Here is a 23634-nt window from a genome sequence, read left to right as displayed (position 1 = left end):
TAGTTATATAAATTATCAATTAATACTATTTAGTTTGATAATAAATTGATTTATAGCATACTATATTACTATGGAGGGAATTATATGGAAAATTATGAATTAGGGGTAAAGGTTTCGATAATTACAATAATTATAAATATTGTTTTATCTGCAGCCAAAATTATTGCTGGGGTTATAGGTCAGAGTAGTGCTATGCTAGCTGATGGAGTCCACACCTTATCTGATGTACTCACTACTCTAGTTGTACTGCTAGGACTAAAAATATCATCAAAGGAAGCAGATGAAAACCATCCTTATGGCCATGAAAAATACGAACCTGTTTTTGCTAAGATTTTGAGTATATTTTTGGCTGTTACTGGAATTTTAATTGGTTATGAAGGCATTAAAATATTGATAACTGGTGAAATTAAAACACCTGGTACAATAGCTCTTATTGCCGCCCTTATATCAATTATCACCAAAGAAGGTATGTTTTGGTATACAATAAAGGCGGCAAAAAAAGTTAAAAGTTTTTCAATGGAGGCAGATGCATGGCATCATAGAACGGATGCTATGTCTTCAATAGGAACTTTTGTTGGAATATTAGGAGCTAGAATGGGTCTTAGGATATTAGACCCTATTGCTGCAATTATAGTTAGCCTTTTTATCATAAAGGTAGGAATAGATTTATACCTGCAATCCATAAAGGGATTAGTAGATGAAGCAGCAGATGATGAAATTATCGAAAAGATTAGGGAACTGGCCTTTTCTGTAGAAGGTGTAAAAGATATTAAAAATTTAAAGACTAGAATATTTGGAAATAGAATATATGTGGATGTGGATATTTTGGTAAATGGAACTCTTACAGTTATAGAAGGCCATGAAATTGCAGAAAAGGTGCACGATTTAATTGAAAAAAGCATAGATGATGTTAAACATTGTATGGTACATGTAGAACCGGAGATAGGAACTAAGAAATAGAATAGTATTAAATTATTTAGCTTAATAAAGATTGATAATATTTAATATTTAAAATTTTGTAATAATTTTGTAACATTTCTTGATAGTGGGAAGGATATGTAATATAATTAAATAAATGGTTTTATAAATTGTAATTATAACGACAACAGTAGTACCAGTAATTAGAATTTACGATGCTACTGTTTTATTTATATTCAAAAACTTTCTTATAATTATCAATTTAAGAAAGGAGGGCGGTTTTATAAATATTATTAATAAAATCTTATAAGGAGGTATAAAAATGTACAGATTTAAAACCATCATTCTAGTGCTGTTTTTAATTTTAGTTTTAGCTTTTCCAGCTTTTGCAGAGGAAGAGAAAGCTACTAATTTTGGATGGTTGTCAGTTTTACCACCTTTGCTGGCAATTGTTCTAGCATTTGTAACTAAACAAGTATTAGTATCCTTATTTTTGGGAATCTTCATAGGAGCTACCATGTTAAATGGCTGGAACCCTTTCTATGGTTTTTTAAGAACTATGGATAATTATCTAATTGGTTCCTTAGCCGATTCTTGGAATGCAGCAATTATCATTTTCTTATTAGCTATAGGAGGAATGGTTGGAGTAGTAAATAAGATGGGGGGAACCATTGCCGTAGCTGAGGCGTTGGGGAGGAAGATAAAGAACCCTAGATCTGCTCAGCTATATACTTATTTATTGGGAGTGTTTGTTTTCTTCGATGATTATGCTAATACTCTAATAGTTGGACCAACTATGAGACCTCTTACCGACAAAAATAGAATTTCAAAGGAAAAGTTCTCATATATTATTGACTCCACAGCTGCTCCAGTTGTAGGGCTTGCACTGATATCGACCTGGGTTGGTTATGAAATTGGGGTTATTAGGAATATTTACCAAAGTTTAGGCATCGATGCCAATTATTACGGTGTATTTCTTAGAACTATACCTTATAGCTACTATTGTATTTATTCATTAATTTTTCTTTTAGTATTATTGGTAATTGAAAAGGACTATGGGCCTATGTATGAAGCTGAAAAGAGAGCAAGAGTTACAGGGAAATTAATTGCCGATGGTGCAAAGCCAATGACTAGTGATGAAATTACAGAGATGGAAATAAGGAAGGATATTAAATATAAAGCCTCTAACGCTATAGTACCAATTCTTACTTTAATCATGATTGCCTTTTTTGGTTTGTGGTACAATGGGTATACTCTTTTAGAAGAAACGGTAAATCCTTTCACAATGGAAGGCATTAGAACCTGTTTTGGTGAAGCGGATTCTAGTATAGTACTTCTTTGGGCATCTCTAATTTCTAGTATTGTAGCAATAGGAATGGGAGTCTTCCAAAAAATATTTTCAGTAGATGAAGCTTTTGATGCTTGGGTTGATGGTGCAAAATCCATGTTGTTTGCTTGCATGATTTTAGTATTAGCTTGGTCATTAGGCAGTGTAACAGGTGATGTAGGGACTGCCGAATTCTTAATAGGAATAGTTCCTGGGAATTTCCCATTTGCTATTTTACCTTTAATAATATTTGTTATTTCAGCTATAATTTCTTTTGCTACTGGTACTGCCTGGGGCACTATGGCTATAGTTATTCCATTAGCTATTCCAATGGCTTACGCTTTTGTTCAAAGTGGTGGAGATCCACATATGATGACTGTTACACTAGGAACAGTTTTATCTGGTGCAATCTTTGGTGACCACTGTTCGCCAATTTCTGATACTACCATCATGTCATCTATGGCCTCAGGAGCAGACCATTTAGACCATGTGAAGACCCAAATGCCTTATGCCATTACAGTAGCGATTATTGCTGGAATATCTTATATATTTGCAGGTTTTTTCTCGGCGCATCCAGTAATTATTTTATTGATTGGTACAGCCATTATCATAGGAGTTGTTAGTTATTTTGGCAAATCAGTGAAAGAGGAAGATTTAAAAAAGGAAGTTACCCCAAATTAATACAAAAGTACAAAAGCTGTTAGAACTTCTAACAGCTTCTTGTTTATTCAGCTTTTTATGATATAATAAAATCGTTAACTGGTTGGTAAATTATTCAAAGTAGAATTGACAAATTTATTAGTAGAAAGGATATTTTAAATAATATAATATTTTAAGGAGGCAAGAGTATGGCAGAAATTTTGAAAGGCAATGTGGTGGCTGCTCAGATTAAGGAGAAGATGAAGAAGGATATTGAGGAGCTGGCAAAACATGATAAAATACCTACATTAGCAATTGTTAGATTAGGAAACAATCCAGGGGATGTTTCCTATGAAAAAAGTATAATAAAAAATTGCGATAATATAGGTATTAAATCCAAAGTTTTTGAAAGAGATGTAAATATTAAGACGGAAGAACTAATAGAATTAATTGAGGAATTGAATAAGCACGATAATATTTCGGGTATTTTAGTATTTAGACCATTACCAAGCCATATTGATGAAGAAATCATCAGAAATACTATTAGTCCATTAAAGGATGTAGATTGCATGCATCCATTAAATTTGGAAAGAATTTTTGAAGGAGATATGGATGGATTTGCACCATGTACTCCTAAGGCTGCCATGGAAATGTTAAAGCATTATAAAATACCTTTAGAAGGGAAAAATGTAGTAGTTGTAAATAGAAGTATGGTAGTAGGCAAACCTCTAGCAATGATGTTATTAAAAGAAAATGCCACCGTTACTATTTGTCACTCTAGAACCAAAAACTTAGAAGAAATTACAAATAGGGCAGATGTAGTCGTTGTAGCTTTAGGAAAGGCAAAATTTTTTGATGAAAAATATTTTAATGAAAATTCCATTGTTATCGATGTTGGAGTTAGTTTAGATCAAAATGGAAAATTGAGTGGAGATGCATATTATGATAAACTATCCCCAATAGTAAATAAAATAACTCCAGTTCCTGGGGGGGTAGGTAGCGTTACTACTTCCATATTATTGAGTCAGGTTGTTTTGGCTTGTAAGAATATTTAATATGAATTTTCAAAAGGGTCTTGATAAGTATTAAGACTCTTTTTTTCTTTTTACAACAAAAATAGTGGTTTTTCTATGAAGGAGAAAAAGGTATACTAGTAGAAATATATAGGGAGTATCTTTAGGAGGGGATAAATTGGAATTTTCAATGGATATTTTGAAAAATTATTTGATTGTTAAACTAAAGGGGGAGTTAGATCATCATACATCGGAAGATGTAAGAAAAAAAATTGATCAACAGTATTATAATAATAATTTGATGAATATAATATTGGATTTAAGGGGTTTAAGTTTCATGGATAGCTCTGGTATTGGACTTATTATTGGGAGATATAGAAATTGTAAGGAAAGAAAAGGAAGAGTTTTTATTGTTAGTACAAATCCGTATATAGATAGAATATTAAAAATGTCAGGATTACTAAAAATTATTAATATCTATTCATCTATTGATGAGGCTATAAAGGATTAGGGGGATGAAAAAATGGTAGAAAGAAATTATATGAAATTAGAATTTTTAAGCAAATCCAATAATGAATCCTTTGCTAGGGTTGTTGTAGCTGCTTTTGCTTCTCAATTAGATCCTACTATAGAAGAATTATCAGATATAAAGACGGCAGTTTCAGAAGCGGTTACTAATGCAATCATTCATGGTTATGAATATGGAGAAGGTTTGGTAATAGTTGAGGCAGTAATTGAAAAAGACAAAATCGAGATTATTATCGGAGATAATGGTAAAGGCATAGAAGATATAGATAAAGCCATGGAACCTTTTTATACTTCTAAGCCCGATTTGGAAAGGTCTGGTATGGGATTTACCGTTATGGAAACTTTTATGGATGAGTTAATTGTTGAAAGCCATATTGGTAAAGGGACAAAAGTTAAAATGACAAAGACTTTTAAAAGCCTCTCAGATAGGGAGTAGATACTATGGAAAAAGGGAATAGGGATAATATTTTATTGACCCATGAGGAAACTATAAAATTAATTATTAAATCTCAAAATGGAGACAAGGGAGCAAAGGATAAATTGGTTAAGCATAATCTGGGTCTTATTAAAAGTGTTTTAAGAGGATTTACCAACAGGGGTTATGAAATGGATGATTTATTTCAAATAGGTAGTATTGGGCTTTTAAAGGCCATAGATAAATTTGATACCTCTTATGATGTAAAGTTTTCGACTTATGCAGTCCCAATGATTGCAGGTGAGATTAAAAGGTTCTTACGGGATGATGGGCTTATTAAGGTTAGTAGATCTTTGAAACAAACTGCTAATAGAATAAAATATACTCAGGATAGACTTTCAAAGGTATTGGGCAGAGAACCAACTATACAGGAAATTTCCGATGAATTGGATATTGATAAAGAAGAGATTGTAATGGCTTTAGAGTCTTCTTATCATCCAGACTATCTATATGATGTAATTCACCAAAATGAAGGGAATCCGCTTTATTTAATTGATAAGATTAGTGCAGAAGAAGATAGCGAAAAAGATATGATAGAGAGGATTATTTTAAAAGAAATGTTATCCCAGTTAAAAGAAAGGGATAGACAAGTTATTATTTTAAGATATTTTAAAGATAAAACCCAAGTTCAAGTGGCCGAACTACTTGGAATATCCCAAGTCCAAGTTTCTAGGATAGAGAAGAAAATAATTGAAGAGATGAAAAAAATGTTAGTTAAGGCATGAAACAATGCCTTATTTTTTTGTATTAAAAATAAATATAAGAGAATAATAATTGTAGTATGGGGTGATTAGATGGAAAAAAAAATAAAATTACATAACAATAAAAGAAATATATTGTCTGTTCTAATAATAATTCTACTTTTAGTTGGTTGTGTTTTATGGTATAGAGAACTAGGAACTAATAGGGAGGTTCCTAAAAGAGCTAAACTAGTGAGTAACTTTTTAATAAAGGGTGATAGTTATCGATAAAGAACAAGTATATATCAATCTTGAGACCAAATATTCAGTAGATTTAAATACCCATGTATTTATAGAAGATGTAGCCCAAGTGTATTGTAATAATGATGGAATTAAAAAAAAGGTGGAAAAGATAAGAATTTATAATGGGAAAGACAAGGAAATGTATGATTATATTTCGGGAAATGAGGTAACCACAAAGGTATTGGAAGCCATAGATAATATAGATATTACAATAATAGGAGGCCCTGATGTTTTATTGGAAATAAAGGGCAAAGAAGAAGAGAATAAGCTTTTAAATTTCTTTAAAATTACTCTTGTTATATTAGTTTTATTCTTTGGTGCTGCAGCAGCCATTGTAAACTTCTACGAAGATGTGAATATGAGTAAATCCATGGAAAAGATATATTTTACAATTACTGGAGTAAAAAAAGATAATCCACTTATACTTACTATTCCTTTATCATTAGGGACTGGATTGGGTATGTTTGCATTTTTCAGCAGAATATTCAGTTTCAGTAAACGAAGAAGACAGGAACCAGGACCAATGGAGTTGGAACTATATCTCTATGATAAAGATATAGAAGACAATATATTAAATGACTTAAAAAAACAAAAAAATTCTCAATAATAGGCGGTGAAAATATGGGAAAGCATTTCTAGTTTCTTTAATTGGTGCTTCTACTGGAATTACGATAGGCAGTGCAGCTGCAGCTTTTTTGACCTTATTAAAAATTGTACCAAGGGCAACACAGGCAACGGATACAGATGATTATATCAAGCTGTACGAGTATTCGATCACTATAGGTGGTACTATTGCTAGCTTTATATATTTTTCAAATTTTAAATTAAGTATTAGTAAATTTTTTGCTATTCCAGTTGGTATTACAATTGGTATATTTTTCGGCTTATTTGCTTCAGCCTTGGCAGAAGTTCTAAACGTAGTACCCGTGTTTGCAAAAAAATTTAAAGCTAAACATGAATTGCAATATATTATTGGAGCATTAATATTTGGGAAAGTAGTAGGAGCCTTATACTATTGGTTAATATTTAAAAAAGTTTAGGGGTGAATATAGATGGATAAGATGACAAATAAAGAATACCAAAAATATGCGGAGAAAAAGATACCAAAACCTACTTACTTTAAAAACATCTTATACGCTTTTATTGTAGGGGGACTTATATGTGTTCTTGGGCAAATTTTAAGAAATATATTATTTAAATATGGATTAGATGAGAAGACAGTAACATCTGCTACCTCTATATTATTGGTTTTTTTAGGGTCTTTTTTAACTGGGCTAGGATTCTATGATAAGTTAGGGAAAATAGGTGGAGCAGGAGCTGCCATACCTATTACTGGTTTTGCTAATTCAATTGTTTCTCCAGCTATGGAATTTAAAAGGGAGGGATTTATCTTTGGAGTAGCAGCTAGGATGTTTAGTATTGCAGGGCCTGTTTTAGTTTATGGGGTTAGCAGTTCGATTATAGTTGGAATTCTGTATTTATTACTTTCAAAAGGAAGGTGATATTATGTCTATTAAGCGCGTTGGAAAACAGACAGTAAAGCTTGCTAATCCTCCGTCTATTATTGGTACTGCATCAATCGTGGGACCAAAAGAAGGGGAAGGGCCTCTAAAAGATTATTTTGACATCATTTTAGAAGATGATATGTGGGGACAGGAATCCTTTGAGAAAGCAGAGGCTCGTATACAGGAAGAAGCAATTAAATTAGCTATTTCAAATGCTAATATGTCTCCTAATGATATAGAGTATCTTTTTTCCGGAGATTTGCTAAATCAGATTATATCTTCCTCATATTCTGCAAGACAACTTGCGATTCCATACTTTGGTTTATATGGCGCCTGTTCAACTATGGCGGAATCTTTAAGTTTAGGGGCCATGATAATAGATGGAGGATTTGCTAACAAAGTAGTATGTGCAACTTCTAGCCACTTTAGTTCTGCAGAAAGGCAATATAGGTTTCCACTAGAATATGGAGCCCAAAGACCCTTTTCCTCTCAATGGACTGTAACAGGTGCTGGAGCTACTGTGTTGTCATCTACTGGAAATGGTCCTTATATAACCTATATTACTACCGGTAAGATTAAAGATTTAGGTATAACGGATGCTAATAATATGGGAGGAGCTATGGCCCCAGCAGCAATAGACACTATATCCCAACATTTTAAGGATACCGGATATAATCCTAATGATTATGATTTGATAATTACAGGAGATTTAGCATTGGTAGGGAAGAAAATATTATTAGATTTAATGAAAAGGGAAGGATATGATCTATCTGAGAACTACTCTGATTGTGGAATAAAGATATTTGATGGTGTAGAACAGGATACCCATGCAGGGGGTAGCGGTTGTGCATGCGCAGCTGTAGTTTTTAACGGTTATATCTATAAAGAAATGATGAAGGGTAATTTAAACAGAGTGTTATTAATTGCCACTGGGGCATTGCATTCACCAATTTCTACTTTGCAAGGTGAATCCATTCCAGGGATAGCACATGCTGTTACCATAGATAAACTTGTTGAATAGAAAGGATGGTATGGATGGAATATTTAAAGGTATTTTTAGTTGGGGGATTTATATGCGTAATTGGTCAAGTCCTTTTAGATACTACTAAGCTGACTCCAGCCCATATTCTGGTCATATTTCTAGTTGCAGGAGTTGTTTTAGGCGCTATAGGATTATATGAACCTTTAGTAAAGTTTGGAGAAGCAGGAGCTACAGTACCAATATCTGGATTTGGCTATGCTTTGAGCAAGGGAGCTATTGATGGAGCTAAATCAAAAGGAGTTATTGGAGCTTTTATGGGAGGGTTGGAGGCAACGGCAGGGGGTATAGCTGCAGCTATTATATTTGGCTATATTATGGCTATAGTTTCTAACCCAAAAACAAAAAGTTAAAGAGGGGCTCATTATAAGCTCCTCTTTAATCATCTCCATTTTCATTATTGCCATTATTGTTGTTATTATTATTGTCATTGTTACCATTGCTATTGCCATTGCCATTACTACTATTATCATTATCATCATTATCATTATCTTCTAGTTCATCATTGTCCTTATCACCATCTCCATTATTTATTAAATCATTTAACCAGTCATCTATCCAATTATCTTGATTATGCTCGTCACATACTTCTTTTGGAGCAGTATGTTGATAATCAGATGGTACTACCCCTCCGTGTTTTGAAGGATCATAAGGGGGGTCCCTTTTAATAAATACCCTTTTTGCTACGCTATCTTCTGGACAATATTCATTGGCTATTTTATTAGTAATAGTGCAAATATCCACTTCCACGTGAGCATCGCAAAACTCAGTAGGTTGAGTGCCTTGTACAAATAATTCCTTTCTAACGGTACTGCCTCTAGGATCATGATTGCACAGTTCCGTTGGTAATTTGCCAGATTGAGTACAAACATTTACTGATACTATATTTGCTGGTTGCTCGAAACTTTTTGTTTCTAATCCTTCATGGACATTAGTCATTATAATCTTCCATAGTTGGGCAGCCATTGCACTTCCTTGATTCAATTTAATCTGAGGAGAGTCATTGCCTATCCATAGCCCCATAACATAGTAGGGGGTATACCCTGCAAACCAAGCATCGGCTTTATCTTGGGTTGTACCAGTTTTACCTGCTGTAGGCATATTAGGCACCTGAGCCCTTCCTGCAATACCATTTGATACAGTAGTTCTTAATATATCAGACATTATATAAGCAACTTGAGGTGAAACAACGGTAGTTTCCTTCGGTGTATTGTTTAATAATATATTGTCGTCTTTGTCTAAAATTTTGGTAAAAGAAATAGGTTTAATATAGATACCATTATTCGCAATAGACCCATAAGCTGCAGTTATCTCTAATGGGCTTAACCCTTTTGTCATTCCACCTAGTCCCAAGGCAGATAGATTTTCATCATTACTAGCTTTATTTTCCACTGATGTAATAAAATTGTCCTTTGATGGATCCTCTTTATTTATAAGACCCATTCTACTTAAATATTCCATGGAAGTATTTATTCCAATGGCTTCTAAAGTTTTAACGGAGTTTACATTAACAGACTGTTCAACGGAACGTCTCAAAGTGTGAATACCTCTATAGCCAGTATACCAGTTGTTTGGCCAAAGTTCTCCATTACTGTAGAATGGTATATCATCAATAGGTGAAGCTGCAGTAAATCCATTATCTAATGCAGGTAAATATACAGCTAATGGTTTAATAGTTGAGCCAGGTTGTCTTGCAGAAGAGGTAGCACGATTTAATATTCTATTGCCTTCTACATCACGGCCTCCAACTAATGCTTTTATTTGACCGGTTCTATAATCCATTATCACAGTTGCCGATTGAGGTTGGACTATACCATCTTTTTGTCTGTAGAAGTATTTTTCATTGACCAGTAGATTGCCTTCTCCATCAATAGTATAAAAATCTGAATTGTTTTTTAGATAATTATCAGATATAGTTATGGACCTATCTTCTCCTATAGAGAATTCCTTCTCAGGCAGTGTAAGGGAGCCCATCCTGTGAGTTACTAAATTTTTTCGATTATCTATGGTATAATAATCGGCTATATCTACATTGCTTTTATAAGGGTCTAATTTTGAATTCTTTATTATTAACCTTTCATCAACTATTTCATAGGTGCCCTTTTCTATTATAAGGTTATAGTTATCATCCAGTATATTTTCTTGCTTATAAAATAGGATATTATTTCTTTCATCAACTATATTTTGAGCTTTATTTAATCTCCAGCTAATTAGGGCAGGGCCCTTTATTTTTTCTGGGTTCCCCAATAATACTTCAGTAAAGTTATTATATATATCTTCTAATTTTTTTTGAAGCTCTAGGTCCATAGTTGAATAAATTTTTATACCACCAGTATATAACTCTTTTTCTGCTTCTTCTTTAGAATAGCCTAATTCATTCATCAAGGCTTCAATAACTTGAACTTTAATATAATCATTAAAATATGATGATATTCCTTGAATTTTCTTTTCACCTGGCTTTATACTGGATTTGATATCTTCATTTAAGGCAGCATTATATTCTTCTTCAGTAATTTTTCCTAGCTCCAACATTTTAGATAGAACAATTCTTTGGCGATTTATAGCTTCTTCATTATAGACTGCAATATATTTTTCACCTAATATATCCAGTTGACCTACTTCAATATGTTTATCACTATCAAAATCTTCAGGTCTTAGGGTTTGAAATAATGAATATTTTGCAGGGCTTTTTATGATTCCAGCTAAAACTGCAGACTCAGCAATAGTTAGCTCTTCTACATCTTTTGAAAAATAAGTTTCAGCAGCTTCCTGCACACCGTAAGCACCTTGGCCTAAAAATATTCTGTTTAGATAGGCTTCCAAAATTTGATCTTTTGTTAATGCTTTTTCTATTTGTAGAGCTAAGTAAGCTTCTTTTATTTTTCTATCCCATTTTTTTTCAGATGTAAGATAAAGGTTCTTTGCTAGTTGTTGGGTGATAGTGCTGGCACCTCTTACAATATGGCCTGCTTTAACATTGTCTATAGCTGATTTAACAATCCCTTTTGGGTCTACACCTATATGGTCCTCAAAACGTTCGTCTTCAATTGCAATAAAAGCATCTTTTAAATGCTTAGGCATTTGATTTACACTTACAATTGTTCTATATTCATATCCTTTATTTTGTATTTTTTCAATAATATTACCATTTTGATCAAGAATAAAAGAAGTTTGGTTTAATAAAGAAGTAATATTTGTTGGATTAATCTTCGGTGCATCTTTAGCAATGGCAATAACCATACCACTAACTGCACCTGCTGCTATAATAGCTAATAAAAACAATACTAAAAAGAAAATTTTAAGTCTTTTTTTCCATTTAGGCTTTGGTTTTTTCTTGTTGTCCTCTGACATTAAAATACCTCCTTAATTTAAAAAAAGGTAGTAAACAAATTAATTATACCACACAAATATGTGAATGTTAACAAGATGAATAATTAAAATATCTTGTTTAGTTTCCTTAATTATAATCCTTAACTTATATTTTATACATATATTATATACTAGGAGGGATTTTTGTGAAATATTATTTATATATAATAAAAAGAAAAAGATTGATATTTTGGATTATGGCCTTATTACTATTAGGGTTATACATATATAGATATATCGATAAGAATATTGCACCTACTGTGATAGCTATTGCAGAAATAAGAGCCAAATCGGTAACTAGCGAAGCTATAAATGATACCATAAAGAACAAAATAAAAAGGGATATAAACTATAATGATTTAATTTTTGTTAAGTATGATAATGAAGGGAAAGTAACTTTAATGCAGGCTAATACCATTTTGATGAATAGTATAGCTTCTGAAGTAGCACTAGAAGTGCAAGAACAGCTGAAAGAAATATCCCAATCTAATATAAAGGTGCCATTGAGCAACGCTTTTGATACTAGACTTATCACTTTACCTAGTATAAGCGTACAAATAATTCCCCAAGGTTCTGTAGCAGTAGATTTTGCCACAGAATTTGAATCATCAGGCATAAATCAAACTAGGCATAGAATATATATCATAGTAGTTACTGATATTAGAATTATAGTCCCTCTAGTATCTGAAAATATAAGGATTACAACCAATATACCTATTGCTGAAACCATAATAGTAGGCGATGTACCAGAACAATATATAAATGTACCTAAGGAGGGTATATTAAATATAGTTAAATAATGGTATAATATTATTAAGTAAACTTTACCATATAAACTTGAAAGGGTGATAGATTGGTAGAAACCAATATCAAAAAGGAAAGGACTTTGATTGCTGGAGTAGAATTAGCAACGGATATTATAGATATAGATAATTCTATGGACGAACTGAAAGAACTAGTGAAGGCAGCAGGTGGTGTAGTCATTGCTAGGGTTACACAGAGAAAGGATAGAATAGATCCAGCATACTTTATTGGAAGAGGGAAGGCTTTAGAAATAAAAAATTATTGTCAAGAGCTAGAAATTAATACAGTAGTGTTTAACGATGAACTATCCGGAGCTCAACTTAGAAATCTAGAGAAAGTCATAGACAAGAAGATAGTTGATAGAACCAATCTGATATTGGATATATTCGCTAATAGGGCTACTTCTAAGGAAGGCAAATTGCAAGTAAAATTGGCCCAACTTAAATATAGGTTGCCTAGATTAGTAGGATTTAGAGATTATCTATCTAGAGAAGGTGGAGGTATTGGAACTAGAGGGCCTGGAGAACAAAAACTTGAAACGGATAGACGCCATATATTAAGAGAAATAAATCAAATAGAAAAAGCTTTAAAAGAAGCGGAAAAGACAAGGAATATTAAAAGAAAAAGGAGGAAAGATTCTAATCTCCCCATAGTGGCTTTAGTAGGATATACAAATGCTGGAAAGTCTACATTATTAAACCACATTATTAGGATGAGCGAAGAATATGATGAATCCAAAAAAGTATTCGTTTATGATATGCTTTTTGCCACGTTGGACACTTCCTTAAGAAGGGGACAATTGCCAAATGGCCAATATTTTTTGATAACCGATACTGTAGGTTTTGTAAGCAAACTGCCAACCCATTTAATAGAGGCTTTTAAAGGAACTTTAGAAGAAGTTAGATTTGCAGATTTGATTCTCCATGTTGTAGATGCTTCCAATGAGGATTTAGATATTCAGGTACAAACAACTGTAGACATTTTAAAAGATTTAGAAGTATTGGATAAACCAATAATTACGGTATTTAATAAGATGGATAAAGTAGGTGTAAACCATTTATTATATGATAGTAGATATGTAAACAAAAAAATATTTATTTCTAGTAAAAATGGGACTGATTTAGACGGATTATTACAACTAATCCAAGATAATTTACCAATTAAATATAAAGGAGTGGTTTTGCTAATACCTTATGATAATCAATCCTTAGTTAACTATTTTTTAGAAAATTATAAAGTAAATTATATAGAATATAAAGAAGATGGTACTGAAATAGGATTAAATATTAATTTAAATGATTATGAAAAATATTCAACTTATATAGTTCGAACATTTAAATAATTAGTTTATATCAACAAAAACAAAAAAATAATTGAATAATTAATTGATTTTGGGTATGATAATAGTAAGATAAAAAAGGAGGCTGATTTCTATGATTGTTAGAAATTGTGCAGGTGGTGTGGTTTTTAGCGGAGATAGAGTTTTGATTTTAAAAAATGAAAAAAATGAATGGGTATTACCTAAAGGGAAAATTCGTAACGGTTCTCTTCCAACAGAAACGGCCATTAGCCGTGTTAAGTATGAAACGGGCGTAGATGCTAATATCGTTTCTACTGCAGGAGAAACTAGTTACGAATTTTTTTCTTTGTCTAGAAAACAAGCAGTATGTAATATTATCATTTGGTATGTGATGGAATCACTAGGTGATCATTATAATATAAATAAAGAAGAAGGTTTTAAAGAAGGAGGATTTTATCCAGTAGATAAAGCAATAGAAATGATTACTTACAGTCAGGATAAATCCTTAGTAAGTCTATCCTACAAAAAATATCTTGAGTTTAAAGATTATGAAATGGACCAAATTTATGCATAAAGGAGTATAGCGTTAAAAGCAGGCTTTAATCTGTAAAGTCTGCTTTTTACTGTATTACACTAGAAAGAGTGAATTATAGAGTTAATATATGATATAATGTTAACGGATAATGATAGGAAGATTTTTAGTAGATAGGAATTTATTCTTTTAAATTTGATTTATTCTTTTACTTGATTTATAAACGAAAGGAGATATAGGATGTATAATATTTATAGAACCATACATAGATACGGAGAAGACGAAATAATAATTAATAAATCAAGGTTTATAGGATATGCAATGCCCATTAATTCAGAAGAAGAAGCCTTAAACTTCATTGAAAAGATAAAAACTAAACATAGGGATGCAACCCACAATGTATATGCTTATGTTTTTGGTCAAGACAGTAATGTACAACGTTTTAGCGATGATGGAGAGCCTTCTGGAACAGCAGGTATACCTGCATTAGAAGTTATTAAAAAAGAAGATCTTAGGAATGTGGCAGTAGTTATTACAAGATATTTTGGAGGCGTTAAACTAGGGACTGGAGGATTAATAAGAGCCTATACCAAAGGAGCAAAAATTGGGTTGGAAGCAGGAATAATAATAGATAAGGTACTCCATACTAAGTTAAAGGTTAGAATAGATTATACTGTATATGGGACTATCGAAAATTATCTGATGACCAAGGGTTATTTAATAGATGACATAGTATATGATGATGCAGTAAATATTTATCTTTATATTAAATTTTCGGAAGTGAGCTATTTTAAAAAGACTATTACTGATATGACCAGTGGAAATGTAGTTATTGAATATGAAGGTGAGGAGTATGTATCCATGAAGAATGGGAAAAGGGTAAAATAACCTAAATAAACATAGGCCCATTGGGTAAAAAAATCTTGAGGTGATTTTATGGTGAAAAAAGAGATGTTAGATAAAAAAGTTTGGGCTGTAGTAGGAGCAACTCCAAATAAGGAAAAGTACGGATATAAAATATGGAGAAAACTAATAGACCACGGCTATGAAACTTACGGTATCAATCCTAACTATGATTCTATTTACGGAGAAAAGATATACTCAAATTTGAAAGAAGTGCCAAAAAAGATAGATGTAATCGATATAGTTGTGCATCCTGAAATTAGTCTAAATACTTTAGCTGAGGCTAAAGAGCTGGGGATTGAATATATATGGTTTCAACCAGGCACCTTTGACGATGTAGTAATAGAAAAAGCTAAAGATCTAGGTTTTAAAATCCTCTATGATGATTGTGTTTTAGCCACATTAATTGAACTTGAGAAGAAATAGGTCTTTTTAGACCTATTTCTTTTTGAAAAACTCATATATTCCAATGATAAGAAGAAAAACACCAAAATATTTTCTAAGGGAATCTGAGTTTGTTCTAATAGCTATAATTGAACCAATAATAGCACCACCAATGCCTCCTAAAACAATCCATTTAGCATGTTTAAAATCTACATTCTTTTCTTTAGTATGGATGATTAGGGCTACTAGGGCTATAGGTATGAACACTATTAGATTTATTCCTTGGGCTTCTTGCTGTTTTAACGAGCTAAAAAAAACTAAGGAAGGGATTAAAATGGTACCTCCTCCAATACCCATACCACTAATTATTCCAGAAAAAAATCCGATTATGAACAATTTCATTTAATTATCATCCTTATGGCAGTATAGATAATTAGGCTGCCAAATATTTTTCTAAGTATTGGTATGGGAATTTTTTTTAGTAGCTTTGCACCTATAGCACTGCCTAAAATTCCACCTAATACTACAATTAATGAAATATCTAACCTTATTATTTTATTTTTTAAATAAACAAAGGAACTGATTAGTGACAAGGGTAGTATTATGGAGATAGCCGTTGCATGGGCTTTATAATCTTCTATTCCAAGTAAAAACACTAGAGCAGGGACTACTAAGGTTCCTCCACCAGAGCCAAACAATCCATTGACCACGCCTGTTATTAATCCTAATCCAATCAACTTAATAGGTTTTGAATGCATAATCGACTCCTTTATGGTATAATTAATTAGGTTTAAATATCTAATGTTATTAACTATTAATCTTACCATAAATACATAACTTATACTTAAAAGTGTAAACCTTGGAGGTAGTAAGATGGAAAATCTTGAAAGAGTTTGTGAGGATCTTATAGAATGGTTGAAAATTAAAGTAAAAGAAGCCGGTGGAAAAGGATTGGTATTTGGGTTAAGTGGTGGTATTGATTCTGCAGTAGTGGCTGGATTATCTAAAAAAGCTTTTCCAATGAGTTCTTTAGGGATTATTATGCCTTGTCATAGCAATCCAATAGATGAAGAGCATGGACTACTGGTTGCAGAAAGTTTGGATTTAAAAACTGAAAGGGTAGATCTTTCAAAAGTATATGACCAATTTATCCAATCAGTAAATATTAAACTCACTAATAAGCTAGCCTTGGCCAATATAAAACCTAGGCTTAGGATGACTACATTATACTATTTTGCACAAAATTACAATTACCTGGTTGTGGGTTCTAGTAATAAAAGTGAGTTTACTATTGGTTATTTTACCAAACATGGTGATAGTGGAGTAGATTTATTACCCTTAGCCTCCTTTACAAAGACTGATATTTGGAAAATGGCTAGGTATTTGAATATTCCTGAAATAATAATTGAAAAGCCACCAACAGCAGGTTTGTGGGAAAATCAAACTGATGAAGATGAAATGGGATTTGGTTATGATATTTTAGACAATTATATTGTAAATAATACCGGTCCTGAAAATATAGTGGAAAAGATTGAAAAAATGAATAGGACGAGTGAACACAAGAGGAAATTTCCACCAATTTTTTATCAAAACATTAATAATTATAGTGTTTAATCTTCAATATTGTGTTAAAATGGATTAGCAATAATTTAAGGATGGTGAAGTTAAAATGGCAGGTCATTCTAAATGGAGTAATATTAAAAATAGAAAAGGCAAAGAAGATGCCAGAAGAGCTAAGGAATTTACAAAACTAGGTAGATATATAATGGTGGCAGCAAAAGAAGGGGGAGCAGACCCTGAATATAATCCAGCTTTAAAAGCTGCTATTGAAAAGGCTAAAGCTGCCAATATGCCAAATGACAATATTGAAAGGGCAATTAAAAAGGGCAGTGGAGAATTGGGAGCCGATAGCTATGAGGATATTATATATGAAGGTTATGGTCCTGGAGGAATAGCAGTATTTGTATCCTGTTTGACGGATAATAGAAATAGAACAGCTTCTGATATAAGACATGCCTTTGATAAATTTGGTGGTAATTTAGGCCAATCGGGTTGTGTTTCTTTTATGTTTGATAGAAAAGGAATTTTAGCAATAGAAAAAAATGATAAATTAGATGAGGAAGAGTTGATGCTTCAAGTAATCGATTTAGGTGCTGAAGATTTTAGCAGCGATGATGATGGTTATGAAATCATTACCAGTCCAGAAGATTTTAATGAAATTAGGGATTCGTTAAGTGAAGTAGGCTATGAATTTGCAGTAGCAGAATTAGGATTTTTGCCTCAAAATACAACAGGGTTAAATGATGATGATGATATTAAGAACATGATAAAACTAATAGAAGTATTAGAAGATAATGATGATGTTCAAGATATCTATCATAATTGGGAAATCCCTGATGATTTAGAGTTGTAACAAAAATTAAGGTTGTCTCCGTATAAAATATATTTCTTTAAACATAATAATTTCATAAGTGTTATATAAAAAGGAATATAGGGAGTGAATATATGGTAGTCAACCAAACCTTTGAATCAATAAAAGAAAGATTCAGAAAAGCCGATGTAGATGGGAAAATAGAGATATATACTACAGTACAAGGTCTTACCGTTGAACAGTATAAAGAACTGCTAAGAATGTTTCCCATTAAATATTTAGATCGATTAGAGAAAGCCATGGGATAAATTGAAGAGATTGAAAGAATGTAATCTTTCAATCTTTTTTTATAGACTTTATTATCCATAAAATGCATAATAAAGATAAGGGGGGATTATTTTGAAAAGAATGCTAATGGCTATATTGATAATAGTTTTGCCTTTTTACCTTTTATTGTTAAGTATTGAGATAAATACATTCAATAAGAACATATATATAGATTCCTATGAAAAATACAATGTTACAGATACAACAGGAAGGTCTATTGAAGAATTAGAAGAAATAACTATAGTGATTTTTAAATACTTGAGAGAAGGATTGGATGGACAAGTTCTAAAACCTTATTTTAACGATAAGGAAATTGAGCATATGGAAGATGTACAATTACTTTTTAAGGGCGGTTTCCTATTGAAAAATATTTCACTTTTTCTATCTCTATTAGCAATGATACTTTTTATTATATACAGGAAAGGCAAAAGCTTAGGAAATGCATTATTTTATGGAACCTTTGTATGGTGGGGAGTGTTTTTACTACTATTTATAGCGTCTTTGATAGATTTTAATAGATATTTTACTTATTTCCATCTAATTTTTTTCGATAACGAACTATGGTTATTGAATCCTAGTACAGATTTATTGATACAGATGTTGCCAGAAGAATTCTTTATCAGTATATTCATCCGAATTATATTATTTTTTTTATTAACATTGGCAATAATACAAATAGTTGGTTATATATTGATGAAGAAAGGAAAGGACTATAATGGAGGGATTGTTATTAAATTTTAAGGATTATTTTAGACGTATTAGAAGACAGATTATACTAAATAGTTATTATACTAACAGGATGAAAGACGGGAAAAGCATTCATGCATCTTTAATGGATTGGATCTTTGTAATCTTGGCTGTAGCTTTATTTTTTGCAATTACTATTTACAACTCTACTAAAAAAATAATTTTATCCTTAGTACTTACTTCAATATTAATTGGCTTCTTTATTATAACTTTGATACTTTGGAAAGGTCGGACTAGATATAGGAAGATAAAGGACATAAATGAGGATATTGCAAATAAACAGATTATTAATGAAATAGCCAAATATGGTAATCGAGACTTTCTAATATATATAAAAGATTTGCTCGAAAAATATTATAATACTAATTTTTTTGAATATAATAGCCATATTAACTTTATTGGCCAAGTTAATGGAGAAATCTATGGAGTCAAATGTTTTAAAAGTTCATTAGAAAATAAAGTTTCTCTGAAGGATTTAGAGCATTATATTGAAGAGATGAAAAACAAAAAAATTGAAGAGGGAATTCTTGTAACCAACTCTTCTTTTACAGATGAGGTAAAAGATGAAACAGATTATCTTTTAGTTGATTTTGTTGAAATAAAGAAGATGCTTAAAGAAACTAAAGAATTTCCCAAAAAGGAAGAGATAGAACAACTAATAATCGACAAGTATAGGAATAGAAAAGGGAATATTAAAGAAAGATTAAGTTTCTACAGAAAAGATAAGATATATAAATTTATTTTATTGGGAATAGTTCTATACTTGGTTTCTTCTTTTGTTTCTTATCCCATATATTATAAAATTATGTCATTTGTATCTATTGCTTTTGGAATAATAATTGGGATATATAATTTGGTCCATTATATAGAAAGGAACTATATAGAATAGGTTATAATATTATTATACTTAAAACTTCTTCCTTATACAGGTAGAAGTTCTTTCATGGAAGGTGATGATATGATTAGATATTTAACAGCTGGAGAATCTCATGGGGAAGCTTTAGTAGGCATAATAGAAGGTTTTCCATCAAATATACCTTTTGATAAAGAATTTATAAATAAGGAGCTAAATAGAAGGCAAAAAGGTTATGGAAGAAGTAGTAGAATGGCTATTGAGAAGGATGAAATCCAGATTATATCTGGGATAAATAAGAATTATACTACAGGAAATCCAATATCCATCATGATTAGAAATAGGGGAACTAATATAGATTTGGTAGAAGTAACAAGACCTAGACCAGGTCATGGAGACTTGGCAGGTGGTCTAAAGTATAACCAAAAAGGCGGTAGAAATGTTTTGGAAAGAGCAAGTGCTAGAGAAACCGCTATGAGGGTTGCTATAGGGAGTATATGTAAATTATTGTTAATGGAATTTAATATCCATATATTTAGCCATATAATCCAGATCGGAGATATTAAAATTTCAAAAGAAATTTATACTGATATTAAAAGGGAGGATCTATTAAGAGCAGATGAATCTGTTGTTAGAATTTTGGACAAGAATGCAGAGAAAAGGATAATAGCAGAAATAGAGAAAGCTAAAGAGGAAGGAGATACTTTAGGAGGGGTTATTGAAGTAATAGGGACTAATATACCTGTAGGGCTAGGAAGTTATGCAAGTTGGGATAGAAAGTTAGATGGAAAAATTGCTTGTAGTATATTGAGTATTCCGGGGATAAAAGGTATTGAAATTGGATTAGGTTTTTCCACAGCTAGCAGATTAGGCTCCCAGGTTCATGATGAGATATACCATGACGAGGAAGGGTATTATAGAAAAACTAACAATGCAGGAGGCATTGAAGGAGGCGTATCTAATGGAGAAGATATCATATTCAGAGCTGTTATGAAACCTATACCTACATTGAAAAAACCTTTAAAAACTGTTGATATGGAAACTAAGGAACAGGTGTTAGCTCAATTTGAACGATCTGATGTCTGTGCGGTTCCTTCAGCTAGTATAGTAGCGGAAAATATGCTTGCCTATATACTGGCTAATGAAATGAAATTAAAATTTGGTGGAGATAGTATTGAAGAAATGAAAATAAATTTTAACAATTATATGGAAAGCTTAAAAAACAGGTGATAATATGAATGTAAAAATAGGTAAGAATATGTTGGGGAAATTAGATGGTTACTTAAAAGATACAGGGATTAACAATTTATATATTATAACCGATGAAAATATAAATAGACTCTATTATAATTCTTTACAAGAGGCTCTAAAAGAGTACAATTATAACAACTATGCCTTTCCGCCAGGGGAAAAGAGTAAATCTATATATACTGTTTTATCCATTTACGACAATTTGATAAAAAATAATATAGATAGAAATACATTAATTATTGGTTTGGGTGGAGGGGTAGTAGGGGATATAGCAGGTTTTGTTGCTTCTACCTTTAAAAGAGGTATAAACTATATTCAGATTCCTACAACCCTTTTAGCTCAAGTAGATAGTAGTATTGGCGGTAAAGTAGGCATAGACTATGGTGGACTCAAAAATGTTATAGGTTCATTTTATTTTCCAAATATGATTATAATAGATATATTATTTTTGGAAACTCTGTCTAATAGGGATATAATCTGTGGTTTAGGCGAAGTATTTAAGTACGGTCTAATAGCCGATTATAATCTATTTGAGTTTACTAGTATTAATCTTTCAAATATATATAGAAAAGATGAAGATATACTTTTAAATATAATCAATAGATCCGTTGCAATTAAAAAGGATATAGTATATAGGGACAAGTATGATGAAGGTATAAGAAGGATACTGAACTTTGGTCATACTATTGGCCATGGTATTGAGGCTTACTACAAATTTAATAAATTCAATCATGGGGAGGCAGTAATTTTAGGTATGATATATGAGTCACATATTGCCAAGGGATTAGGTTTAATAGATGAAAGATATTTTGAAAAAATCTATAAAGTTCTAAAAAAACTTATTGTGCCGATTAAATTCAATATTGAAGAGATTAAAAGCTTAATAAAAATTATGGAAAATGATAAGAAGAATGTGGACGGGAAAATAACTTTTGTTCTTCCTACTGGTAAAGGACAAGTAGACTTATTTAATGATATAGATGAAGAATTAATTATTAGTAGCTTAAAGGGTGGATGGTTTTGATTATCAGAGGTAAAGTAGATAGATTAATAGGAGAGATAATAGTTCCTGGGGATAAGTCTATTTCCCATAGAAGTATAATGATAGGTTCTATAGCGGAAGGAGATACTTTAATATCGGGTATTTTAATGTCTGAAGATGTGAAAAGGACTGTCGAGGCTTTCAAAAAAATGGGAGTTAATATTAAAGAGGAAGGGGATAAAGTCTATATAGAAGGAGTAGGAATAAAAGGACTTAAAAGACCTAATTCTATTATTGATTGTGGTAATTCTGGTACTACTATGAGACTTTTAAGTGGCATATTAGTGGGTCAAGAATTTTCAGCAATCTTAATAGGGGATGAGTCTTTAACCTATAGACCAATGGATAGGATTATAATACCCTTAAGGGAAATGGGGGCTTTTATTCAAGGCAAAGAAGATAGATATCCTCCATTGGTAACTAAATCTGTGGATAAGCTAAAGGGGATTAATTATAAGTTACCAGTAGCTAGTGCTCAGGTGAAATCAGCCATACTCTTAGCTACTCTATATGCTGAAGGCCAGACTAGAATTATTGAAAGGAGAGTGACCCGAGATCATACTGAAAGGATGCTAAATTATTTGGGCTATCCTGTAGTAAACAAAAAAGGTCAAATATATGTAAATCCTAAGGGTACCTTGACAGGAAAGAATGTCTATATTCCCGGCGATATATCTTCTGCAGCATATTTTATAGTTGCAGCTATTTTGATAAAGGGTTCAAATATTGTTATAAAGAATGTTGGTATTAATCCAACAAGAACTGGCATTATAAAGGTATTGAAGAAAATGGGCGCTAATATAAGGGTCTGTAATAGAAAATATATAAATAATGAACCAGTTGCAGATGTTCAAGTGAAGTATTCTAAGTTGAAAGGTACATTAATAGATGGAGATATAGTTGGGACTTTAATAGATGAAATACCTATTATTGCCGTAGCAGCTTCATTAGCAGAGGGGACTACTATTATTGAAGGTGCAGAGGAGTTAAAGTATAAGGAGAGTAATAGAATAGTAGCTATATCTAAGGAATTAAAGAAGATGGGTGCAAATGTACGGGAACAACTAGATGGGATGATTATTGAGGGGAAAAGCTATTTAGAACCTGCTAACCTTAATTCTTATAATGATCATAGGATAGCTATGGCATTATCCATTGCAGCTTTAAGAGCAGAAGGAGAATCTAAGATCAAGGGTCATGAATGTGTAAATATTTCTTATCCAAATTTTTATGATACCCTTTTCAAGCTTTTATCATAGATGTTTGATTTTTTATTTGTAAACTAATATAATTAGTGAAGAAGACAAACTTAATTTTAGAGGGA

General features: G+C 31.8%; 27 protein-coding genes. 24 read left to right on the top strand and 3 right to left on the bottom strand.

All coding sequences use genetic code 11. The features are described from left to right. Window positions 1-84 precede the first annotated feature (84 nt). The 11 genes from CUL_RS0109510 (at window position 85) to spoVAE (ending at window position 8780) form a co-directional block, all read left to right on the top strand. On the top strand, window positions 85-960 hold the full coding sequence (locus CUL_RS0109510) for a cation diffusion facilitator family transporter (protein ID WP_005582066.1): 876 nt from the start codon (window positions 85-87) through the stop codon (window positions 958-960). A 280-nt stretch (window positions 961-1240) separates the two neighbouring features. Then, on the top strand, window positions 1241-2926 hold the full coding sequence (locus tag CUL_RS0109505; RefSeq protein ID WP_025641360.1) for a Na+/H+ antiporter NhaC family protein: 1686 nt from the start codon (window positions 1241-1243) through the stop codon (window positions 2924-2926). Between the two features lie 167 nt (window positions 2927-3093). After that, entirely contained in the window at window positions 3094-3939 is an 846-nt protein-coding gene (locus CUL_RS0109500; RefSeq protein ID WP_005582064.1) for a bifunctional 5,10-methylenetetrahydrofolate dehydrogenase/5,10-methenyltetrahydrofolate cyclohydrolase, read from the top strand. 136 nt (window positions 3940-4075) lie between these two features. After that, entirely contained in the window at window positions 4076-4408 is a 333-nt protein-coding gene (gene spoIIAA, locus CUL_RS0109495; RefSeq protein WP_005582062.1) for an anti-sigma F factor antagonist, read from the top strand. Window positions 4409-4420: 12 nt separating this feature from the next. Then, complete coding sequence (spoIIAB, locus tag CUL_RS0109490) at window positions 4421-4861, top strand: anti-sigma F factor (RefSeq protein ID WP_005582061.1); 441 nt, start codon at window positions 4421-4423, stop codon at window positions 4859-4861. A gap of 5 nt (window positions 4862-4866) precedes the next feature. Further along, a complete protein-coding gene (sigF, locus tag CUL_RS0109485) occupies window positions 4867-5625 on the top strand; it encodes an RNA polymerase sporulation sigma factor SigF (RefSeq protein ID WP_005582060.1) in 759 nt (252 codons plus the stop codon). Window positions 5626-5854: 229 nt separating this feature from the next. After that, window positions 5855-6490 (top strand): stage V sporulation protein AA, encoded by a 636-nt coding sequence (locus tag CUL_RS0109475; RefSeq protein WP_005582059.1) that lies wholly within the window; start codon window positions 5855-5857, stop codon window positions 6488-6490. A gap of 88 nt (window positions 6491-6578) precedes the next feature. After that, window positions 6579-6923 carry a stage V sporulation protein AB gene (locus tag CUL_RS0109470; RefSeq protein WP_005582058.1) on the top strand — a complete coding sequence of 115 codons (345 nt, stop codon included), beginning with the start codon at window positions 6579-6581 and terminating at the stop codon, window positions 6921-6923. Window positions 6924-6935: 12 nt separating this feature from the next. Beyond that, complete coding sequence (gene spoVAC / locus CUL_RS0109465) at window positions 6936-7385, top strand: stage V sporulation protein AC (RefSeq protein ID WP_005582057.1); 450 nt, start codon at window positions 6936-6938, stop codon at window positions 7383-7385. A gap of 4 nt (window positions 7386-7389) precedes the next feature. Beyond that, complete coding sequence (spoVAD, locus tag CUL_RS0109460; protein ID WP_005582056.1) at window positions 7390-8409, top strand: stage V sporulation protein AD; 1020 nt, start codon at window positions 7390-7392, stop codon at window positions 8407-8409. Between the two features lie 14 nt (window positions 8410-8423). After that, window positions 8424-8780, top strand: a complete 357-nt coding sequence (gene spoVAE, locus CUL_RS0109455; RefSeq protein WP_025641356.1) for a stage V sporulation protein AE — start codon at window positions 8424-8426, stop codon at window positions 8778-8780. A 25-nt stretch (window positions 8781-8805) separates the two neighbouring features. Here the strand turns inward: spoVAE and CUL_RS0109450 are convergent, their stop codons facing one another. Further along, the gene (locus CUL_RS0109450; protein ID WP_005582054.1) at window positions 8806-11778 is read right to left on the bottom strand and encodes a penicillin-binding protein 1A; all 2973 of its coding nucleotides are present in this window, start codon (window positions 11776-11778) and stop codon (window positions 8806-8808) included. A gap of 164 nt (window positions 11779-11942) precedes the next feature. Here CUL_RS0109450 and yunB point away from each other — a divergent pair, with 164 nt between their 5' ends. The 5 genes from yunB (at window position 11943) to CUL_RS0109425 (ending at window position 15761) form a co-directional block, all read left to right on the top strand. Beyond that, window positions 11943-12596, top strand: a complete 654-nt coding sequence (yunB, locus tag CUL_RS0109445) for a sporulation protein YunB (protein ID WP_005582053.1) — start codon at window positions 11943-11945, stop codon at window positions 12594-12596. 53 nt (window positions 12597-12649) lie between these two features. Beyond that, on the top strand, window positions 12650-13942 hold the full coding sequence (gene hflX, locus CUL_RS0109440) for a GTPase HflX (protein WP_025641354.1): 1293 nt from the start codon (window positions 12650-12652) through the stop codon (window positions 13940-13942). A 91-nt stretch (window positions 13943-14033) separates the two neighbouring features. After that, a complete protein-coding gene (locus CUL_RS0109435) occupies window positions 14034-14474 on the top strand; it encodes an NUDIX hydrolase (protein WP_005582050.1) in 441 nt (146 codons plus the stop codon). A 198-nt stretch (window positions 14475-14672) separates the two neighbouring features. Beyond that, entirely contained in the window at window positions 14673-15320 is a 648-nt protein-coding gene (locus CUL_RS0109430; RefSeq protein ID WP_005582049.1) for a YigZ family protein, read from the top strand. A gap of 48 nt (window positions 15321-15368) precedes the next feature. Beyond that, window positions 15369-15761, top strand: coding sequence for a CoA-binding protein (locus tag CUL_RS0109425; protein ID WP_005582047.1), 393 nt, complete (start codon window positions 15369-15371; stop codon window positions 15759-15761). Between the two features lie 12 nt (window positions 15762-15773). Here the strand turns inward: CUL_RS0109425 and CUL_RS0109420 are convergent, their stop codons facing one another. Then, window positions 15774-16121, bottom strand: a complete 348-nt coding sequence (locus CUL_RS0109420) for a sulfite exporter TauE/SafE family protein (RefSeq protein WP_005582045.1) — start codon at window positions 16119-16121, stop codon at window positions 15774-15776. After that, window positions 16118-16546, bottom strand: coding sequence for a sulfite exporter TauE/SafE family protein (locus CUL_RS0109415; RefSeq protein WP_005582043.1), 429 nt, complete (start codon window positions 16544-16546; stop codon window positions 16118-16120). The genes CUL_RS0109420 and CUL_RS0109415 overlap by 4 nt, the downstream gene beginning before the upstream one ends. Window positions 16547-16592: 46 nt before the next feature. Here CUL_RS0109415 and nadE point away from each other — a divergent pair, with 46 nt between their 5' ends. The 8 genes from nadE to aroA all read left to right on the top strand — a co-directional run bounded on the left by nadE (window position 16593) and on the right by aroA (window position 23569). Then, window positions 16593-17333 (top strand): NAD(+) synthase, encoded by a 741-nt coding sequence (gene nadE, locus CUL_RS0109410; protein ID WP_005582041.1) that lies wholly within the window; start codon window positions 16593-16595, stop codon window positions 17331-17333. Between the two features lie 55 nt (window positions 17334-17388). After that, window positions 17389-18132, top strand: a complete 744-nt coding sequence (locus CUL_RS0109405; RefSeq protein ID WP_005582039.1) for a YebC/PmpR family DNA-binding transcriptional regulator — start codon at window positions 17389-17391, stop codon at window positions 18130-18132. A gap of 92 nt (window positions 18133-18224) precedes the next feature. Further along, a complete protein-coding gene (locus CUL_RS19295) occupies window positions 18225-18398 on the top strand; it encodes a hypothetical protein (RefSeq protein ID WP_005582038.1) in 174 nt (57 codons plus the stop codon). Between the two features lie 100 nt (window positions 18399-18498). Further along, the gene (locus CUL_RS0109395) at window positions 18499-19158 is read left to right on the top strand and encodes a TIGR01906 family membrane protein (RefSeq protein WP_035143135.1); all 660 of its coding nucleotides are present in this window, start codon (window positions 18499-18501) and stop codon (window positions 19156-19158) included. Further along, the gene (locus tag CUL_RS0109390) at window positions 19133-20053 is read left to right on the top strand and encodes a restriction endonuclease (protein WP_005582036.1); all 921 of its coding nucleotides are present in this window, start codon (window positions 19133-19135) and stop codon (window positions 20051-20053) included. The genes CUL_RS0109395 and CUL_RS0109390 overlap by 26 nt, the downstream gene beginning before the upstream one ends. A 69-nt stretch (window positions 20054-20122) precedes the next feature. Then, window positions 20123-21247 (top strand): chorismate synthase, encoded by a 1125-nt coding sequence (gene aroC, locus CUL_RS0109385; protein ID WP_236616452.1) that lies wholly within the window; start codon window positions 20123-20125, stop codon window positions 21245-21247. A 4-nt stretch (window positions 21248-21251) separates the two neighbouring features. Beyond that, window positions 21252-22292 (top strand): 3-dehydroquinate synthase, encoded by a 1041-nt coding sequence (aroB, locus tag CUL_RS0109380; protein ID WP_005585921.1) that lies wholly within the window; start codon window positions 21252-21254, stop codon window positions 22290-22292. Further along, window positions 22283-23569, top strand: a complete 1287-nt coding sequence (gene aroA, locus CUL_RS0109375; RefSeq protein ID WP_005585920.1) for a 3-phosphoshikimate 1-carboxyvinyltransferase — start codon at window positions 22283-22285, stop codon at window positions 23567-23569. The genes aroB and aroA overlap by 10 nt, the downstream gene beginning before the upstream one ends. The last annotated feature ends 65 nt before the right edge of the window (window positions 23570-23634 follow it).

Source organism: [Clostridium] ultunense DSM 10521 (assembly GCF_000511955.1).
GTDB classification, from domain to species: domain Bacteria; phylum Bacillota; class Clostridia; order Tissierellales; family Tepidimicrobiaceae; genus Schnuerera; species Schnuerera ultunensis.
The sequence above is the reverse complement of the archived record's forward strand: the minus strand, read 5'-3'. Positions and strand labels throughout refer to the sequence as shown.